This is a genomic window from Candidatus Nitrospira bockiana (assembly GCF_965152565.1).
Genome location: NZ_OZ224215.1, coordinates 3,283,203 through 3,300,217, shown reverse-complemented (window position 1 = coordinate 3,300,217; position 17,015 = coordinate 3,283,203). Strand labels below are relative to the sequence as shown.

General features: G+C 66.6%; 19 protein-coding genes. 13 read left to right on the top strand and 6 right to left on the bottom strand.

Annotated features, from left to right (window positions below; all coding sequences use genetic code 11):
- Positions 1-50 precede the first annotated feature (50 nt).
- The 5 genes from ACWHYV_RS16040 (at position 51) to mddA (ending at position 4,490) form a co-directional block, all read left to right on the top strand.
- Entirely contained in the window at positions 51-362 is a 312-nt protein-coding gene (locus tag ACWHYV_RS16040; RefSeq protein WP_447977499.1) for a hypothetical protein, read from the top strand.
- A 58-nt stretch (positions 363-420) separates the two neighbouring features.
- Positions 421-2,382: a sigma-54-dependent Fis family transcriptional regulator gene (locus tag ACWHYV_RS16035; RefSeq protein WP_447977498.1), complete on the top strand. Its 1,962-nt coding sequence runs from the start codon at positions 421-423 to the stop codon at positions 2,380-2,382.
- Between the two features lie 210 nt (positions 2,383-2,592).
- Positions 2,593-3,027, top strand: a complete 435-nt coding sequence (locus tag ACWHYV_RS16030; RefSeq protein WP_447977497.1) for a hypothetical protein — start codon at positions 2,593-2,595, stop codon at positions 3,025-3,027.
- A gap of 103 nt (positions 3,028-3,130) precedes the next feature.
- Entirely contained in the window at positions 3,131-3,688 is a 558-nt protein-coding gene (locus ACWHYV_RS16025; RefSeq protein WP_447977496.1) for an OsmC family protein, read from the top strand.
- A 31-nt stretch (positions 3,689-3,719) separates the two neighbouring features.
- On the top strand, positions 3,720-4,490 hold the full coding sequence (gene mddA / locus ACWHYV_RS16020) for a methanethiol S-methyltransferase (RefSeq protein ID WP_447977495.1): 771 nt from the start codon (positions 3,720-3,722) through the stop codon (positions 4,488-4,490).
- Positions 4,491-4,775: 285 nt separating this feature from the next.
- Here mddA and ACWHYV_RS16015 read toward each other — a convergent pair whose 3' ends face one another.
- The 3 genes from ACWHYV_RS16015 to ACWHYV_RS16005 all read right to left on the bottom strand — a co-directional run bounded on the left by ACWHYV_RS16015 (position 4,776) and on the right by ACWHYV_RS16005 (position 7,159).
- Positions 4,776-5,006 carry a tetratricopeptide repeat protein gene (locus ACWHYV_RS16015; protein ID WP_447977494.1) on the bottom strand — a complete coding sequence of 77 codons (231 nt, stop codon included), beginning with the start codon at positions 5,004-5,006 and terminating at the stop codon, positions 4,776-4,778.
- Positions 4,994-5,893, bottom strand: a complete 900-nt coding sequence (locus tag ACWHYV_RS16010; RefSeq protein WP_447977493.1) for an NAD(P)-dependent oxidoreductase — start codon at positions 5,891-5,893, stop codon at positions 4,994-4,996. The genes ACWHYV_RS16015 and ACWHYV_RS16010 overlap by 13 nt, the downstream gene beginning before the upstream one ends.
- Before the next feature lie 159 nt (positions 5,894-6,052).
- A complete protein-coding gene (locus ACWHYV_RS16005; RefSeq protein WP_447977492.1) occupies positions 6,053-7,159 on the bottom strand; it encodes a dipeptide epimerase in 1,107 nt (368 codons plus the stop codon).
- A gap of 305 nt (positions 7,160-7,464) precedes the next feature.
- Between ACWHYV_RS16005 and ACWHYV_RS16000 the strand changes: the two genes are divergently transcribed.
- The 4 genes from ACWHYV_RS16000 to ACWHYV_RS15985 all read left to right on the top strand — a co-directional run bounded on the left by ACWHYV_RS16000 (position 7,465) and on the right by ACWHYV_RS15985 (position 11,410).
- Entirely contained in the window at positions 7,465-9,168 is a 1,704-nt protein-coding gene (locus tag ACWHYV_RS16000; RefSeq protein WP_447977491.1) for a tetratricopeptide repeat protein, read from the top strand.
- Between the two features lie 49 nt (positions 9,169-9,217).
- Complete coding sequence (locus ACWHYV_RS15995) at positions 9,218-9,424, top strand: DUF3565 domain-containing protein (protein ID WP_447977490.1); 207 nt, start codon at positions 9,218-9,220, stop codon at positions 9,422-9,424.
- A 78-nt stretch (positions 9,425-9,502) separates the two neighbouring features.
- Positions 9,503-10,153 carry an MOSC domain-containing protein gene (locus ACWHYV_RS15990; RefSeq protein WP_447977489.1) on the top strand — a complete coding sequence of 217 codons (651 nt, stop codon included), beginning with the start codon at positions 9,503-9,505 and terminating at the stop codon, positions 10,151-10,153.
- 153 nt (positions 10,154-10,306) lie between these two features.
- Entirely contained in the window at positions 10,307-11,410 is a 1,104-nt protein-coding gene (locus ACWHYV_RS15985; protein WP_447977488.1) for a glucose 1-dehydrogenase, read from the top strand.
- Positions 11,411-11,533: 123 nt separating this feature from the next.
- Here the strand turns inward: ACWHYV_RS15985 and ACWHYV_RS15980 are convergent, their stop codons facing one another.
- The gene (locus ACWHYV_RS15980; RefSeq protein WP_447977487.1) at positions 11,534-12,061 is read right to left on the bottom strand and encodes a hypothetical protein; all 528 of its coding nucleotides are present in this window, start codon (positions 12,059-12,061) and stop codon (positions 11,534-11,536) included.
- Between the two features lie 409 nt (positions 12,062-12,470).
- A complete protein-coding gene (locus tag ACWHYV_RS15975; protein WP_447977486.1) occupies positions 12,471-13,517 on the bottom strand; it encodes an NAD(P)-dependent alcohol dehydrogenase in 1,047 nt (348 codons plus the stop codon).
- Between the two features lie 190 nt (positions 13,518-13,707).
- Between ACWHYV_RS15975 and ACWHYV_RS15970 the strand changes: the two genes are divergently transcribed.
- Together ACWHYV_RS15970 and ACWHYV_RS15965 are read left to right on the top strand one after the other, a co-directional pair.
- On the top strand, positions 13,708-14,157 hold the full coding sequence (locus ACWHYV_RS15970) for a TOBE domain-containing protein (protein WP_447977485.1): 450 nt from the start codon (positions 13,708-13,710) through the stop codon (positions 14,155-14,157).
- A gap of 40 nt (positions 14,158-14,197) precedes the next feature.
- Positions 14,198-14,452 (top strand): hypothetical protein, encoded by a 255-nt coding sequence (locus ACWHYV_RS15965; RefSeq protein WP_447977484.1) that lies wholly within the window; start codon positions 14,198-14,200, stop codon positions 14,450-14,452.
- A 46-nt stretch (positions 14,453-14,498) separates the two neighbouring features.
- Here ACWHYV_RS15965 and ACWHYV_RS15960 read toward each other — a convergent pair whose 3' ends face one another.
- The gene (locus tag ACWHYV_RS15960) at positions 14,499-15,062 is read right to left on the bottom strand and encodes a hypothetical protein (protein WP_447977483.1); all 564 of its coding nucleotides are present in this window, start codon (positions 15,060-15,062) and stop codon (positions 14,499-14,501) included.
- A 93-nt stretch (positions 15,063-15,155) separates the two neighbouring features.
- On the opposite strand from ACWHYV_RS15960, the gene ACWHYV_RS15955 reads away from it, so the two are divergent.
- Both ACWHYV_RS15955 and ACWHYV_RS15950 read left to right on the top strand, forming a co-directional pair.
- The gene (locus ACWHYV_RS15955) at positions 15,156-15,647 is read left to right on the top strand and encodes a HugZ family pyridoxamine 5'-phosphate oxidase (RefSeq protein ID WP_447977482.1); all 492 of its coding nucleotides are present in this window, start codon (positions 15,156-15,158) and stop codon (positions 15,645-15,647) included.
- 92 nt (positions 15,648-15,739) lie between these two features.
- Entirely contained in the window at positions 15,740-17,002 is a 1,263-nt protein-coding gene (locus ACWHYV_RS15950) for a hypothetical protein (protein WP_447977481.1), read from the top strand.
- The last annotated feature ends 13 nt before the right edge of the window (positions 17,003-17,015 follow it).

Genomic DNA, 17,015 nt, shown 5'->3' with positions numbered 1-17,015 from the left:
GGCGCCTCTCGCGCCTTGCATGTTCCCGGCGTTTGCAGTAGTTTCCTCCCATGCTGATCCGGGAGCTGGCACGGTCCGAACGCGGCCATGATCGTGACTTGGATCGGGCCGAGAAGAATCGACGGTGCATAAAAGGCGGCGCGGTGCTGTCGTTGTACGTGCTCGTCGCCATCTTTGTCTCCGCGACCCTGTGGGTCCGCGAGCATTATGATGTCCCTGCCGCCCCGCCCTTGACTCTGGACGATGTGCCGGTCGCCGAGGAGCAGGCGTGCCTGCCGCCCGACTCGGCCCTCTTCTCGGCGCCCACGGGTGTGACCGGCGGTGTCGAGCCGTGTCCGGACGACAGTGCCCGGCAAGGCTGACACGCGCGTGCGGAGCGGCTTCAGTCGTTCCAGCTCCCCCGCCTGAAGGAGTCCGGCCATGAGCGCGCCCGACGCGCTCCCGCTTCGACACCTCGACCAAGACGCCGCGCTTCGACGGATTCTCGAAGGCACGGCGACCGAGACCGGCTCGCGCTTCTTCCACGCGGTCGTCGAGAACCTCGCCAAGGCGCTCGGGACGCACGGTGCATGGGTGACCGAGTATCTGGAGCATGCCCGCAGGCTGCGGGCGTTGGCGTTCTGGATGGACGGCGCCTGGGTGCAGGACTACGAGATCGACATCGCCGGCACGCCCTGTGAACAGGTCATCACGACGAGTCGGCTCGTCCATTTCCCCGACAACCTCCTGACCTTGTACCCCGAAGACCCGGACATCAAGCAAACGGGCGCCGTCAGCTACTTGGGCGTCCCGCTGCTCGACGTGGATGGAAAAATTCTCGGACACATGGCCGTGATCGATCGCCGGCCGATTCCGGATGAACCGCGCGTTCACGCGCTGTTCCAGATCTTTGCCGCCCGGGCGGCGGCCGAGCTTCAACGGTTGCGCGCCGAGGCGGAGGTCCGCCTGCGGGAAGAAAAGCTCTCGCGTCTCGTCGCAAGCGCGATGGATGCCATCATCGAGCTCGACGGTGCGCTCTGCGTCTCACACGTCAACGGCGCCGCGGAGCAGGCGTTTCGCACGACGGCCGATGGGATGCGCGGCTCGAGCTTCGCGCGCTTTCTGGCGCCGGGGAGCGTGCGCAAGCTGGCCGACCTGATGAAGACGCTGCAAGACGGCGCCTCGTCGGAAGGGACGGGGGGCGGGCCCGGCGGACGATCGGCGCTGTGGATCCCGGGCGGACTCGAAGCGCGGGCCGCCGACGGCACCCCGTTTCCAGCCGAGGCGACGCTGTCCCGCTTCGAAGTGCACCGCCGCACCTGCTACACCCTCATCCTGCGCAACGTGGACGACCGGCTCGAAGCCGAGCGCAAGATCCGGTCGCTGTCCGCCGAAGCCGAGCTGCTCAAGGAGGAGCTGCAGGCGCTCCATCGGTTCGACGAGATCATCGGACAGAGTGAGACCATGGTGCGCGTCCTTCGCGACGTGGCGGAAGTCGCCGGCACCGATGCCACCGTGCTGATTCTCGGAGAGACGGGCACGGGAAAAGAAGTGATCGCCCGAGCCATCCATGCGGCCAGCCGCCGGGGGGACAAGCCGCTGGTCAAGGTCAACTGCGCCGCGATCCCCGCGACGCTGATCGAAAGCGAGTTCTTCGGCCACGAGCAGGGCGCGTTCACCGGGGCGACGAAGAAGCGGGAGGGGCGGTTTGCGCTGGCGGACGGCGGCACGATTTTCTTGGACGAGATCGGGGAGCTGCCGGTGGACCTGCAGGTGAAGCTGCTTCGCATCCTCCAGGAAGGGGAGTTCGAGCCCGTCGGGACCTCGCAGACCCGGCGCGTCGACGTCCGGGTGCTGGCGGCGACGAATCGCGATCTCGATCAGGCGGTGCGTGACGGCAGGTTCCGCCAGGATCTGTATTATCGGCTGAACGTGTTTCCCATCCAGCTTCCTCCCCTCCGCGACCGCGGGGACGACATCGGCCGGCTGGCGGCGGCCTTCGCCCGGCGGGTGGCCGAGCGGATGGGACGTACGATCGAGCCCCTCACCGAGGCCTGCATCCGTCGCCTTCGGGCGTATTCGTGGCCGGGAAACGTCCGTGAGCTGCAGAACGTCATCGAGCGGGCGGTCATCACGGCCCGAGATGGTCGCCTGAACTTCGACCGTGCTCTTCCCGAGGTGGCCCGGCCCGTGGATCCGGAGCCGCCGCCCGCGGCTTCTTCCCCGACACGCATTCGGACGATCAACGAACTCGAAGCCTTGGAACGAGAGAGCATTCTCGCGGCCCTGCAGGCATGCCAGTGGCGCGTCGCCGGTGAACAGGGCGCCGCGCGGCTGCTCGGCATCAATCCCTCGACCCTCAGCTCCCGAATGAAAGCCCTCGGTATCAAGCGCCCGTCCTGACCCCTTCTTCTCGTTCTTCTCGGCCTCCTCCCACACTCGCGAGATCCCACGAGCGCGATCGCGAGATCCCGCAAGTGGCGAGATCTCGCGACGACGCGTCGCCGTTGCCGATTCCTAACTCCTCGATTTTCTTGTGCCTCGCTCGCACGATCTTCTGGCATCCAGCCTGCTTTGAGCCCCGGCAAAAGAAGCCATGAGCCAGAGGGGGACATGAAGACGCGGCGTGACATCGGTTGGTGGTACTGGTTGGTCACGATAGTGCTCCTGGTCGTTGGGCTGACGGGTCGCCCGTGGGGGGGCAGCCTCGCGATCGCCCTGTGCGTGGTCCAACTCGCGCACTTCTTCTCGCGTGAGCGCTCGGTGTCGGCGTTTCCCGTGCAGGTCCGTCTGGTCTATCTGGGGCTTCTGCTCGCAGGGCAATGGGCTCCGCTGGGCGGCCTGTATTGGTTGATGGCCGTGGGGACGGCCGCGAGGGTGCTGGCCAACTACTGCCTCCTCGCCCGCCTGCTGTTGCTCGCCCCTTGGAATCGGCTCGAGCCCATGTCGGCCCGGCTCCTTCGACGGGTGTTGCTCTCTCCCCGCGCCCCGTCCTGCAGTGGAGCGAAAGAGGAGGGGTGGGAGCTCGCCCCTGCAGCGTCACGGTAGGTCGTCAGGAGTCGGGATGCGGTGGCAAGAGCTCTGTCGGAGGGCGGATCAAGCGTTGTTTCGCTCGCTCATCGGTCATCATCAACCTGAAGGAGGGTGTGTCATGGCACAGGCAACGGTGACAGGAACGGTCAATGGCGTGAGCGTCGACCGAATGACGGAGACCATCCAAGCGGTCTCGGGCACGCCGAGTCTCGGGGCGTTCAGGTTCCGTCTGGAGAACCGGTGGGTCGATGGATCGCGCAACCGGTCGACCATCAGCGGGTTTGCAGGCGCGGGACAGGAGGTCACGCACCCACACGCGTTCCGGCTCGAGGCCGATGAGCCGGAGATCCTCCTGGGCCAGGATAGCAGCCCCAACCCGGCGGAATACGTTCTCCATGCCCTCGCCAGTTGTTTGACTACCTCGCTCGTCTATCATGCGGCGGCCCGCGGGATCAGGGTCGAGGCGGTGGAGTCCCGCCTGGAAGGCGAGCTGGATCTTCGTGGTTTCCTGGGGCTTGCGGAGGACGTGCGACGAGGCTATCAGCGCATTCGCGTCGAGTTCCGGGTGAAATCCGATGCTCCGGCCGAGGCGTTGAAGGACCTCTGCACGTTCTCACCGGTCTTCGACATCGTCTCCAATCCCGTGCCCGTCTCGGTCATCGTGGAAAACCTGTAACGAGCCGTGCGCGCTGCACAAGGAGGACATCATGACGAGCCGCCTCATCGCCTTCGCGTTCGGAAGCCTCACCTATGTGATCTTCTTGGCGACGTTTCTCTATGCCCTGGCCTTCGTCGGGAACATCGGCGTCGCCCGCACGATCGACGGCGCGCCGCAGGTCCCCGTCGGGCAGGCCATCGTGATCAACCTGCTGCTGCTCGGACTCTTTGCCGTCCAGCACAGCGTGATGGCGCGACCCGCCTTCAAGCGCTGGTGGACCCGCGTCATCCCGAAACCGGTCGAGCGGAGCACCTACGTCCTCTTCTCGAGCGCCGCGCTCCTCCTGCTCTTTCATCTCTGGCAACCGATGGGCGGGACCATTTGGGACGTGCAGGAACCGATCAGTCGTGCCGTACTCCACGGCCTGTTCGGGTTCGGGTGGCTGCTCGTGCTGGTCGCCACGTTCTTGATCAACCACTTCGATCTGTTCGGGATGCGACAGGTCTGGCTCCACCTCAAGGGCCAGCCCTACACCCCGCTCCCGTTCAAGACGCCCTGGCTCTATCGGTACGTCCGGCACCCCTTGTACGTGGGCTGGCTGTTCGCGTTCTGGGCGACGCCGACGATGACGGTCGCGCATCTGGTCTTCGCGATCGCGACGACGGCGTACATCCTCCTGGCAATTCGGTTCGAGGAGCGTGATCTGGTCGCCGTGCACGGCCGCGCGTACGCCGAGTATCGCGAGCGGGTGCCGATGCTGATTCCGTCGGTCCGGTATGGCAAGCCGAGCGCCGTGACGGCGTCTTCGCCAACTCTGTAGCCGGGAAGGGCATCGGGGCGGCGCGACGCCGCTCCGATGCTCCAAGGAGGCGCGAATGAGGCCGAGTGCCCTCGATGGGAAACCGGACCGCCGGCCGCCGTGCTGGTGGAAGCGAATCGGATTCGCGGGATGTGGGTTCTTCCTCGCCAAGGGGCTGCTGTGGCTGATCGTCCCGCTCGTGTTGGCCATGTTCCGATGCACCGCGGTCAGGAGCAGGAACGGGTCACCGGGTGCGGGTGCGAAGAGCGACCGTTTGGCGCGATACGCGAGAGCGACGAGCGGGGATCATGGCGCCGCCTGTAAGGCCGCAAGCCGGCTGCTCGCGGCCTTGGCGTACTCAGAGTCGGGGTACTTCGCGAGGATCTCCTGGTACAGCTCCTTGGCATGCGTGAGATTGTTCTGTCGCTCCTCGAACTGGGCGGTCATGTAGAGCTCCTGTGCTCGGTTGTCGGAGCAGCCGGAGCCGGCTAGGCCGAGCAGAAGGATGAGGACGGGCAGTGGCGTCAAGAACCGCATCGGTCTTTGAAGGTCAGCTCGGCGATGGCCGATTTGTCCAGCTCGCCGTTCCCCAAGGCGACGAGCCGCTGATACTGGGCGTGCGTCGCCCGTGCAAGCGGAAGGGCCAGCCCGGCGGCCTCGGCGAGCGAGACCGCGATCCCCGAATCTTTCGCCGCATGAGCGGCCGAGAAGTAACAGTCATGGGCCCGGTGCTGCATGTCTTCACCGTCGGTCTCCAATACCCGGGATGCCGCACCGGTCTGTGCGAAGACTTCGCGCAACATCGTGAGGTCGAGCCCCAAGGCCGCACCGAGCCCGAGTCCCTCGGCGAGCCCGGCCGTGTTGATGTTCATGACCATGTTGACCAAGGCTTTGACCTTGGCCGCTTCGCCGGCCGGTCCGATGTAGCGGAGATGTGCGCTGAGGAGCGCCAGCAGGGGCTTTGCCCGTTCGAAGGCGGCCGGCCGCCCTCCGCACATCAGGTACAGGGTGCCGTTCCGGGCTTGCGGGATACTGCTCGCCATGCAGGCCTCGAGGCTCCGTCCCCCCTGCGCTTCGACCGCGCGCTCGACCTCCACGTGGACCTGCGGGGACACGGTCGCGCAATTGATGAACAGGCGGTCCTTGGCGTGATGCAACAGCCCATCGGGCCGGCCGCCGTCAAAAAGCCGCCGCATCGCAGCGTCGTCGGTGACCACGGTGAAGACCGTGGAGGCGCGCTCGGCGACCCGGTTCGGGCTCGTCGCCGCCTCGCAGCCCAGTTCGTCCGCGAGCGCGGCTGTCTTTCGCGCGTCCACGTCGTAGACCGCGGTCACGGCCACGCCTTGCTCCTTGAGCCGGCGAGCCATGTTGGCGCCCATGCGGCCGATGCCCACGAACCCGGTCGTCGTCCCCGTGTTCACCATCGAGCGTGCCTCACGTGTATGAAGGAAGGAGAGCGGAGGGAGTCTAGCATACTCGGGCGGTCTCAGCGAGACACGGGGACCTCGAGCGCGGTCTTGCCGATCGCCCATGGCGTCCATGCGGGGCGGCTTGGTGCCGGAGGGCGACGGTCGAACGCCGCATCAGTGACCGTACGACACGACCGGGACGAGCGGGGTCGCGGGGTCGAACCGGAGATCCGAGCCGGGACCCGTCCAGGGTCGAAGGGTTGGGCCGTCGTACTGATACCCGCCGCGGACGGGATCGGCCGCGAGCAAGAGAGGCGTATCCAAGTCGAGAACCTCGAAGCCTCCAAGGCCGAGCACGAGCCCGAAGGAACATCCCATGGCCACGCGGGTCTCGACCATGCCGCCGATCATGAGGCGAAATCCCAGGGCCCGGGCGAAGACCGCCATCTCGATGCCGAACAGGAGGCCGCTTTTCATGATCTTGATGTTGATCATATCGGCGGCGCGGTGAGCCGCCAGGCGTTGGATGTCCTGGATCGATCGCGCCGATTCGTCGGCGGCGATCGGAATCCCGAGCTCTCGTCGCAACGCCGCCATGCCCTGGATGTCGTCGCCTTGCACCGGTTGCTCGATCAGGACGAGTCGGCTTCCGATCCGGCGCGCTTCCTGGACGAAGCGACGGCACTCCGCTTCCGTGAATCCTTGATTGGCGTCGGCAATGATCGCCACTTCCGGGAGCTGCCGGTGCAGCATCTCCAGGCGCCGGAGGTCCTGGTCGAGGTCGCTCCCGACCTTCGTCTTGAGCAACCGAAAGCCCCGGCCGTACCAATCCTTGGCCAGCTCGACGGTGCGCTCGGCCGTCGTGATCGGGATCGTGATGTCGGTCTCGCGCGCCCTCACGTCGGCTCCGCCCCACAGGGCCCACAGCGGAAGGGCCAAGGTCCGGCAGAGCGCATCGAGCAAGGCGGTTTCGAAGCCGCACACGACGGCGGGGTGCTCCGGGGTCGCCTCGCTCCAGAGCCGGCCGAGCCGTCTGTACTCGGTGGCCGTCGCGCCGTGGGCGATCGCCGCCAGCTTGGCCGCCGCCCGCTCGCAGCTCTCGCGATCGCTCCCGCCGACCTCGGGAAACGGCGCGATCTCCCCATACCCGACGGCGCCCCCGTCCAGCGTGAGCCGAACGATCAGGTTCCGGGCGGTCGTGAGCCGGCCGGTGGCGACGACGAACGCGTCCGTGATCGGGACGTCGAGACGATCCACCTCGATCCGCGTGATCCGGTACATGGTCATCGTGAGGAGTCCCGCTTCATTGATCGGCTCAGCGGCACGGGTCGTCAGGGAGGAGACATGCCGGCGGTCGCGGCGTACGGTAGCGACCCCGTCCGGTGAAGTCAACGGTTGCCGGAGCGTGCCGCAGGAGGACGCGCGATTCCAGGCCGTAAGATGCGAAGTCGGCTTGCGTGCGAAGCTCGGATGCCCTAGGGTACGGTTGGAAGCGCGTGGTGCCGCGTCATGGAGACGTTCTTTTACTGTGGAGCACAGCCTGTCTGCACCGGCTGAGAAGCCGTTGAACCTTCGAGGAGGCCGTCATGCGATCGACCGTCGTGTTCATGCTCGTTCTCTGTCTCTTCGTCTGGTCCTTCATAGGCGCTCCCGCCGTTCGCGGATCCGAGCCGCCGGAGCCCCATGAGAGCCATCCCTCACCGACGGGACCGGTGATCCTGTTCGACAACCTCGGGAGGCTGCATCATCCGATCACGACGAGCGACCCGAAGGCGCAGCAGTACTTCGATCAAGGACTGCGCCTCATCTATGCCTTCAACCACGAAGAAGCGGTTCGCTCGTTCGAGGAAGCCGTGCGCCTGGATCCGGACGCGGCGATGGCGTACTGGGGGATCGCGTACGCCTTGGGGCCGAACATCAACGCCCCGATGGGGCGCGAGCAGGAGCGCCGGGCGTATGAGGCGATCCAGGAGGCCCGGCGACGGGCTGAGAAAGTGAGCCCGCGCGAGCAGGCCTACATCGAGGCGTTGGCGGTGCGCTACTCGACCGCGCCCGACGCCGATCGCAAGGCCTTGGACGCCGCCTATGCCGCGGCGATGCGGGTGCTGCATCAGCAGGATCCGGCGGATACCGATGCCGCCACCATGCTGGCGGAGGCGCTGATGAACCTCCGGCCGTGGGATTACTGGACGCAGGACGGCCGGCCGCAGCCCGGGACGATGGAGATCGTCTCCGTGCTGGAGGACGTCCTCACACGCGATCCGGATCATATCGGCGCCTGCCACTATTACATCCATGCCGTGGAGGCGTGGGAGCCGCAGCGGGCCGTCCCTTGCGCCGAGCGTCTGCCCTCGCTCGCGCCCGGCGCGGGCCACCTCGTCCACATGCCGTCGCACATCTTCATCCGGGTGGGGCGCTATGCCGACGCGGCGGAGTACAACACCCACGCGGTGACCGCGGATCGTCACTACCTCCAAGGCCGGCCGCTCTCGGGGATCTATCCCGTCGGCTACTATCCCCACAACATCCATTTCTTGTGGGCCGCCCTGACGATGCAGGGGCGAAGCGGAGAGGCCCGGTTGGCCGCCCGGGACTTGATGCGGAACGTGTCGCTCGACGCGGTGCGCCAGGTGCCTGAAATCGAGTTCTTCGTCCCGACGCTGCTGTTCGCCTTGGTCCGGTTCGGTCAATGGGACGACGTCCTCGCAGAGCCGGCGCCGCCGAGCGAGTTGACGTACAGCACGGCCCTGTGGCACTACGCACGCGCTCTGGCCCACGTGGCCCAGGGGCGCGTGGACGAGGCGGAGCAGGAGCACCGGCAGCTCTCGCGCCTGGTCGACGAGATGCCGCCCGATCGGATCATCGGGTTGAACTCCGGGCGGCGGCTGCTCACGATCGCCTCCAAGGTCGTCGAAGGCCAGCTCGCCGCCAGGCGAGGGCGGATGGATGAGGCCGTCGAGCATTTCAAGGAGGCCGTCCGGTTCCAGGACGACCTGCGGTACTACGAGCCGCCCGACTGGTACTATCCCGTGCGGGAATCGTTGGGCGCGGTGCTGTTGACGGCCGGCCGATACCGGGAAGCCGAAGCGGTCTTCCGCGAGGACCTCCGGCGCACCCCGGAGAACCCCTGGTCCCTGTATGGCCTGGCCCAGAGCCTGCGGGCGCGGAAGGCCAACAAGGAAGCCAAGGCCGTCGAGGAACGGTTCCAACGGGCGTGGGCGAACGCGGACTTGGAATTCTACCCGTCACGGTTCGAGGCGTTCCTGGCTTCGTCGCCGGCGGGTCGCTGAGTCTCCGGCTCGCGACCGCGCTCAGTACCCATCGAGGGCGGACAGGCGCGTGCAGCAGCCGATCGTCGGGTTTCACCAGGATGAGCACGGGGACTGGGTCGCCGACCTCGCGTGCGGGCATGGACAGCACGTGCGGCACCAGCCGCCGTTCGTCAGCCGCCTCTGGGTCCTCACCGAGGCGGGCCGAAGGGATCATCTGGGGCGGATGCTGAACTGCACGCGATGCGAAGAAGCGGGGACGGAATCGTCGTTGTAACGGACGGGCATCGTGCGAGACGATAGGAGTTGAACCGCGTCGTCGACCCTTTTCTCCGCAGCCCAGTCGGGGGAGCCCATGAAACTCGTCTCCGTCAATGTCTCGCCGATCAAGCGCTTGTCGTATCGCGGCAAATCCGTTCCGACGGGCATCTTCAAAGAGCCGGTGGCGCGGCCCGTCAGGCTCCGCGCGCTCGGCTTGGACGGCGACCACCAGGCCGATCAGGAGAACCACGGCGGCGTGGACCAGGCGGTCTATCTTTATCCCGCCGAGCATTACGCCTATTGGTCGGAGGTGTTGGGACGGACGGACCTGGCCTACGGACAGTTCGGCGAGAACCTCACGGTGGAAGGGATGACGGAAGCGGCGGTCCGCGTCGGCCAGACGTTCCGGATCGGGTCGGCTCTGATTCAAATCAGCCAGTCGCGGGTACCGTGCTACAAGCTCGGGGCCAAGATGGGATCTCAGGCCTTTCCGAAGCGGTTCTTGGACAGCCGGCGATTGGGCTTCTACGCCCGAGTCCTCGAGGAGGGCGAGGTGGCCGCCGGCGACACCATCCGACCCAATGGGATGGAGTCGGGAACGCTGACCGTCGCGGAGTTGGTGGACGTGATGTTCTTCGATCAGGACAATCGGGGCCTGATCCAGAAGGCGCTGCGGGCTCGCGGCCTGTCCGAAGGTTGGCGGGAACGGCTCGCGGCGCGGTTGTCCGCCCCCACGACCTCCTGACCGCATCCGATCTTTGTGCCGAAGCGGCGCTCGACCTCGGTCGTAACGTTTGATCCGAAGGAAGGACTCTCTGCCAGGACCGGGGAGAAAGAGGGGAGCGCGGGCGACCGCCCTGTCCATCGAGCCCGGACACGAAGAGGATCGGAGGACCAGATGAAAGCCGTTGCCGTGCTACCGGGGAAAGCCGATTCACTGCACCTGGCCGAGTTGCCGAAGCCGTCTCTCGCCGAGGTTCCGAATGGGCGGGGCGTGGTGGTGCAGGTGCTGCAGGTCGGCGTGGACGGGACCGACAAGGAGATCAACGCCGCGGAATACGGCCAGGCGCCGCCGGGCTTCGACTTCCTCGTCATCGGGCATGAGTGTTTCGGGCGGGTCGTAGAAGTCGGCGACCACGTCACCGAGCTTGCGCCCGGCGACTATGTGGTCCCGACGGTGCGCCGTCCGGGCACGAGCCCGTACGATGCGATCGGGCAGTACGACATGACGACCGACGAGGTCTACTATGAGCGCGGGATCAACCTGCGCCACGGTTACTTGACCGAGTACGTCGTCGACGAGCCGGAGTACCTCGTCAAGGTGCCGCGGGGGTTGAAGCACGTCGCGGTCCTCTTGGAGCCCACCTCGGTCATTGAGAAGGGAATTCTTCAAGCGTACGAGATTCAGCGCCGGTTGAAAATTTGGCGGCCCCGGCGGGCGGCGGTGCTGGGCGCCGGCACGATCGGGCTGCTGGCGGCCATGTCGCTCCGGATGCGGGGCCTGGAGGTGACGAGCTTTGGCCGAAGCCCCGCACCATACAAGAACTCGGATCTGCTGGCCGAGCTCGGTGCGCGCTATGTGTCGACGGCGGAGATGTCCCTCGGGCAGGCCGCCGCGAGGTACGGGCCGTTCGACGTCATGTTCGAGGCCACCGGCCATGCTCCGATCGTCTTCGAGGCGATGGAGCACCTGGGGAAGAACGGGGTGTTGATCCTGTCCAGCGTGACGGGCGGCGGGCGCCAGATCCAGGTGCCGGCCGACATGATCAACTTGGGGTTCGTGCTGGGCAACAAGGTCATGGTCGGCACGGTCAATGCCAACCGCGATTACTTCGAGGCCGGCGTCTACGATCTGTCGCGCGCCGAGCTCGAATTCCCCGGCTGGCTGTCGAAGCTCCTCACCCACCCGGTCGACGGGCTCGAGCGATACCGGGAGATGATGCGGCTCCTTACCGAGGCCAAGGGGGCGATCAAGGTCTTCGTCAACGTCGGGCGGCCCTGATTTATGCCCCGCCGGCCGCGCTCGGCGTCCCGCCGGCCTGCGCGCGCCGAGTCCGACCCCTGAACGCCGGGCGCAGGTCGCCGGCGCCCGGCTGCCGTGCCAACAGCCGCGTCGACGGCGCCGCTATCGCGGGGCGGCGTCTTGCTGTCGCGCGGACAGCGAGGCAGGCTGCCCGCGTACGTCATCCCCCGTCCCGTCCAGCGTCAGGATGTCGAGGTCGCGCAGCGCCGTGAGCGCGTAGTCGGCGTACAGCCGCTCCGCGCCCTTTGAGTAGGTATCCACGATACGGTGGTAGACGGCACGGGCCTGAGCAAATCGATGGTGGGTGCTGAAATATTGAGCCAGCGAGAACCAATTTTGTGCGGCTTGCTCCCGCAAGCGTTCGATCAGCGCGGTTTGTGCTTCCAGGTCTCTCACGGCTCGGCTGTCGGTCGCGGGTTGGGCGTTGGCCTTCAGCCGGGCGCCGAGGAGCTCGATCGCTTGGTTCTCGTGGACGGCCGCCTCCACCAGTTCCCGGGTCAAGTAGGCGTGAAATCGTTGTCCATGGACCTGCGCCGTTTCAGCCTCCGAAGCATAGCCCCCGTGGCCGCATCCCCACAGGCCCAGGAAGGTGATGAGCGCAAAGGAATGAAGGGTTCGACCGTATCCCATGTTGGCCTCATGTCATGGCTCGCGCCGTCCAAGCGCGCGCTGCGGGCCTGCTGATGATCGCCCTCGCGCCGCCGGAAGCAGCCAATCGTTCGCCGCGTCCAGGGTGCCCGAGCCCTCTCGGGCGTGCATTTCGCGGGCGTGCTGCATGCCATGAAGCCCGGCGGTGCCCGACTGCGGTCACGCATGGCCCGCTCCTTCCTAGAGCCAGGGGCGCCCGTCCTCGCTACCCTCTCACCCTATAGACCGAGATACTTAAGAAATTAATCGGTGTCGCGAGTAGGCGGGTGTAGGTGCAAGGCGGAGGGACGATGGTCGCAGGCGGCCGCACGCGCTCTGTCGCGGGCAGGACCGACACGGCGACTTCGCCGCGGTGTGCGGAGCCGTTCCGTGGGTGGTCGCCCGCCCGACGCTAGGCGAGGGAGCTCAGGTCGATGACGAAGCGGTAGCGCACGTCGGCGCGGAGCAGGCGGTCATAGGCGGCGTTCACCTGCTGAATCGGGATCACCTCGATGTCGGCGGCGACCCGGTGCGATGCGCAGAAGTCGAGCATCTCCTGGGTTTCCCGAATTCCGCCGATCAGCGAGCCCGCCAGCCGACGGCGGCGGAGGATCAGAGGGAACGCTTCCAAGGGCATGGCCGTCTCGGGTGCGCCGACGAGAATCATCGTCCCGTCGGTCTTCAACAGCTCCAGGTAGGCGTTGTAATCGTGCGGAGCGGAGACGGTGTCAAGGATGAAGTCGAAGCGCCGGCTGAGCAAGGAGAAGGTCTCGGGCGCGGAGGTCGTGAAGAATTCGGCGGCCCCCAGCCGCTTGGCATCGTCCCGTTTGCGGTCGGTATGGCTCAAGACGGCGACCTCGGCGCCGAAGGCCGCGCCGAGTTTCACGGCCAGATGACCGAGACCGCCCAGTCCGACGACGGCCAGGCGGTGCCCGCGCCCCACACCCCAATGGCGAAGCGGAGAATAGGTGGTGATGCCGGCGCACAGGAGCGGCGCCGCGGCTTCCGGGGAAAGCACCGCGGGAATCCGCAGCGCATAACGCTCATCCACGACGATCTGGGTGGAGTAGCCGCCATAGGTCGGCGTCCGGCGATCACGCTCGGTCCCGCTGTAGGTGAGGACCAGATGGTCCTCGCAGTATTGCTCGAGCCCCTTTTGGCAGGGCTCGCACTTCCGGCACGAATCGACGAAGCATCCCACGCCCGCCCGGTCGCCCACGCGAAAGCCCGTGACGGCGTCCCCGACGCGGTCCACCGTCCCCACGATCTCGTGACCCGGCACCATCGGAAAGATCGAGCCGCCCCATTCGTCCCGTACCTGATGGAGGTCCGAGTGGCAGATGCCGCAGTACTCGATGCGAATCAGCAGATCGTGAGGGCCGACCTCCCGGCGTGAAAAGGTGAAGGGCTCGAGGGGCGAGCCCGCCTTCATCGCGGCGTAGCCTCTGGTCGTCGGCATCGAGTCGTCCTCCTCCATGTCTTGCCTGCATTGTGACGTGCGGGAAGCGTGCGCTGCAAGGTGCTTCGGGCGGCCGGCCGCCGAGTACCCCTGCACTTCTTCGTACACGGAAGGCGGACGACCGATGGGCCGGCCGACTGGTTCACAGGGTTTTCCGGGTCGACTACCGTGAGGCCGAAAGGAGGCGGGTATGGCCACGGTTGTGACGCGAGCGAACCCACAGATCAGCGCAAGGAACCAGGTCCGCGGGCAGATCACCCACATCGAGCATGGGCAGGCGATGAGCGTGGTGACCGTCGAGGGGGGAGGGCATCGATTGACGGCGGCCATCACCAGGCAGGCGGCGAGCGATCTGGCTTTGCAGCCGAACCAGCCGGTGACGGCGATCGTGAAATCCACCGAGCTGGCCGTGCTGAAAGGCGATCCCGGCGACGTCAAGCTGAGCACCCGGAATCAGATCGCCGGACGGGTCACGAGCGTGCAGAAGGGGGCGGCCATGGCGGTCGTCAATATCGATGCGGGCCCGTTTCAACTCACGGCCTCGATCACGAAGCAAGCCGCCGAGGATCTGCACCTCAATGCCGAAGACCGCGTCGTCGCGCTGGTCAAGGCCACCGACGTCGTGCTGCAGAAGGGATGAGACCCGCTGATGGGCAGCGGTAAGGCGGAAGGAGAACCTCATGGTAAAGGTGCGGATCCTCCTGGGACCGGTCGGCGACCGGTGGAAGGTCACGGACACGTTCATCAATTACGATGATCAGGAGGTGGAGCAATTAGGGCCGATCGAGGCGGCCGTGGAGTACGAGGAAGCGATCAAGGAGGCGAAGCGCTGGGTGATGCTGAAGCTCAAGCATCGGCACCGGCGGGAGACGGAGGAGCAGGTCGGCTGGACCATAGAGCCGGCGCTGCCGGTCCGCCACCTGGCGAAGCTGTAAGCGCGGCACCGGAGGCCCGCGTCCTCCCGACCCCGCCACCCGTGATCTAGCCGTCGCGGTCGCTGGAATATTTGTATTCCGTGAAGACCTCGTCCACGACGAGCTGCGAGAGCGCGCTTCGGGCCGAAGCCAGGCGCTTGAGCACGGCGCCCGCTTCGCTGTCATCCAGCGCGTCCGTGCCGGTTGCCTGGACGCCGAACAGGTCGATCACCGTCCGGAGCTTCGCTTCGACGTCGTCCAACAGGCGGCATAATGCGGCGATCCGCTGGGCGACCAGATCTTGGAACGACAGCGCGGTGAAGATCTGGACGAAGCGGGTCTCGTTTTCCCGGAGCACGTCCTCGATCGTCTGGACCGCCCGATCGCCGGGATGGGCGCGCACGGCTTCACGAATGCGTCCTTGCGCCTCCTGGAGGGCCTCCGTCACGTCCATCACGACATGCGTGCCCTCTTCCGTCATGCGCTTGAGATCCGCCAAGTACTGTTTCGCGAGCGGGAGCTGCGCGGCGCTCGCGTTCATCGGCTCCTTGCTTTCGCTCAGCGTCGTCAACGCCTTCTGAATGTTCCGGGTGAGCCGGCCCAAATCGTTGAGCAAGTCAGACTGATCCATGGTCCTCCTCTGCGCGGGTCTGTTGCCGTATCGGTCGATGCCTGCTCCAGCTTGAGCGCCCGGGCGCAGCCGCGGATCGTCTATACTGTCGGCATGACCGCTCCGGATGCCGAGGTCCAGCGCCTGTTCGCGTCGAGCCGAGTCGGGATGCTCGCGACGCTCGGAGAGGAGTTTCCCCTCGCCTCCGCCGTTCCCCTTGTCGTCTTGGACGGGTGGACGGATCTGCTCGTTCACCTGAGCACGCTCGCGGCGCATACCCGGAACCTGCTGCGTAATCCGCGGTTGGCGCTCATGCTCGTCGAACCCGATCACCCCGACAAGAACCCGCTCGCCCTGACCCGGCTTGTCTTGGAAGGATCGGCGAGGCCCGTGGATCGCGAGGACCCGAAGTACGCCGCCCTGGCGCGTCGCTTCACCGACCGCTTCCCTGAGGCGGCCGTCACGATGAGCCTGATGGATTTCCAGCTTTGGCGTCTGGCGATGCGGCGCGCCCAGCTCATCGCGGGCTTCGGCCAGGCGTACACGGCCCTCGCCGAGGCCCCCGCCGCCTGGCGCCACCAAGGCCGCCCTGCGCCCAGACCCTGATCGTCCTCGGTCCGCAGGGACGCTCCTCGCTGTCGGCCCCCGTGTAACGATGCTGAGCCTGATGAGACATCAAGAGTGAGGAGGGCACCCGTGTGTGGACCGAGCGGCCGCCGGAGGAGACACCCGCCTGGCCAGGCAGGGCCCGGCGCCTGCTCCAGGCCGTGCTCCTCTTCACCCTGGGCGGGTTGACCGGCTGCCTCTCCCCGATCGCCATGCACCGCGCCGTCTTGGAATACGACCGGACGACGAGTCGCGTGGAGGCGGAGCTGCTCCTGCTCAACATTGCCCGGGCCCGGCACTATCGCCCGCTGCATTTCACGGCGGTGTCGAGCGTCGCGGCCACCTTTGATTTCCGCGTCAATGCCGGAATTTCCGGCTCGATCGGACGCGCGGTGGACCCGGATCAGCGCCCGATCACCTTGGACTATTCCACGACGGTGGCCGAGAATCCGACGATCACGATCATCCCGATCACCGGGGAGGAATTCACGAAGCGGGTCCTCCGGCCCTTCGAAGAGGCGCACGTCGAGTTTCTCGCGCACCAAGGCTTCGACATCAACATGATCCTGCGCCTGATGGCCCGCTCCATCACTATGGAGAGCCATGGAGGCCGGAGGGTCTTGTTCAACGCGGCCTCCCGTGGCGGCTCCTATGAGGAGTTCCGCCGGCGGCTGCTCCATCTCGCCGGCCTCGACGAGGCACGCCGGCTCTTCATCGAGCCGGTGACCTATGAAGAAGCGTTTCCGCTGGCGGGCGATCGCCCGCTGTCGCCGGCGGACGCCGTGGCCGCGCTCGAGCACGGGTACCGCTGGAGCATGCCGGCCGACGGGAGGCCGGCCGCGCTGATCAAGAAGGTCGTCGGCCGAATCGCGATCACGAACTACGATGTGACGCTGCTGAGCAATGAGGAGCGGCACCGGCTCAACGAAGCCATCGAGCGGTACTCCCGCGACTCCGTGTTCGTCGACATCCGCCCCGGCTTTCCGGGCGGCGACTATCCGATGCGCGGCACGATCCAGCTCCGCAGCTTCAACGCGATCCTCGCGTTCGTCGCCCGGGGCATCGCCGAGGAGCCAGGCTTCCACGTGGACCCCGATCCCCGGACGGGGTTCGTCCCGCGAAATCCCGCGCATGTCCTCGACGTCGAGGAGGCGGATCGCGCGCCCGCCGACGCGGAGTTCGCGGTCGAGTTCGAGGGCAAAGCCTATTTCATCCGGAAGGTGCCGCTGAGCCAAGGGATGGTGCCGAGCTGGAATCAGGAAGCGTTCGCGGTCCTGGCCAACCTCTTCCAGATGACGGTGACCGATGTGTCGGGCGCCAAGACGCCCATCATCTCGATCCCGAAGGGCGGGTGAGCGGCGAGGTGCG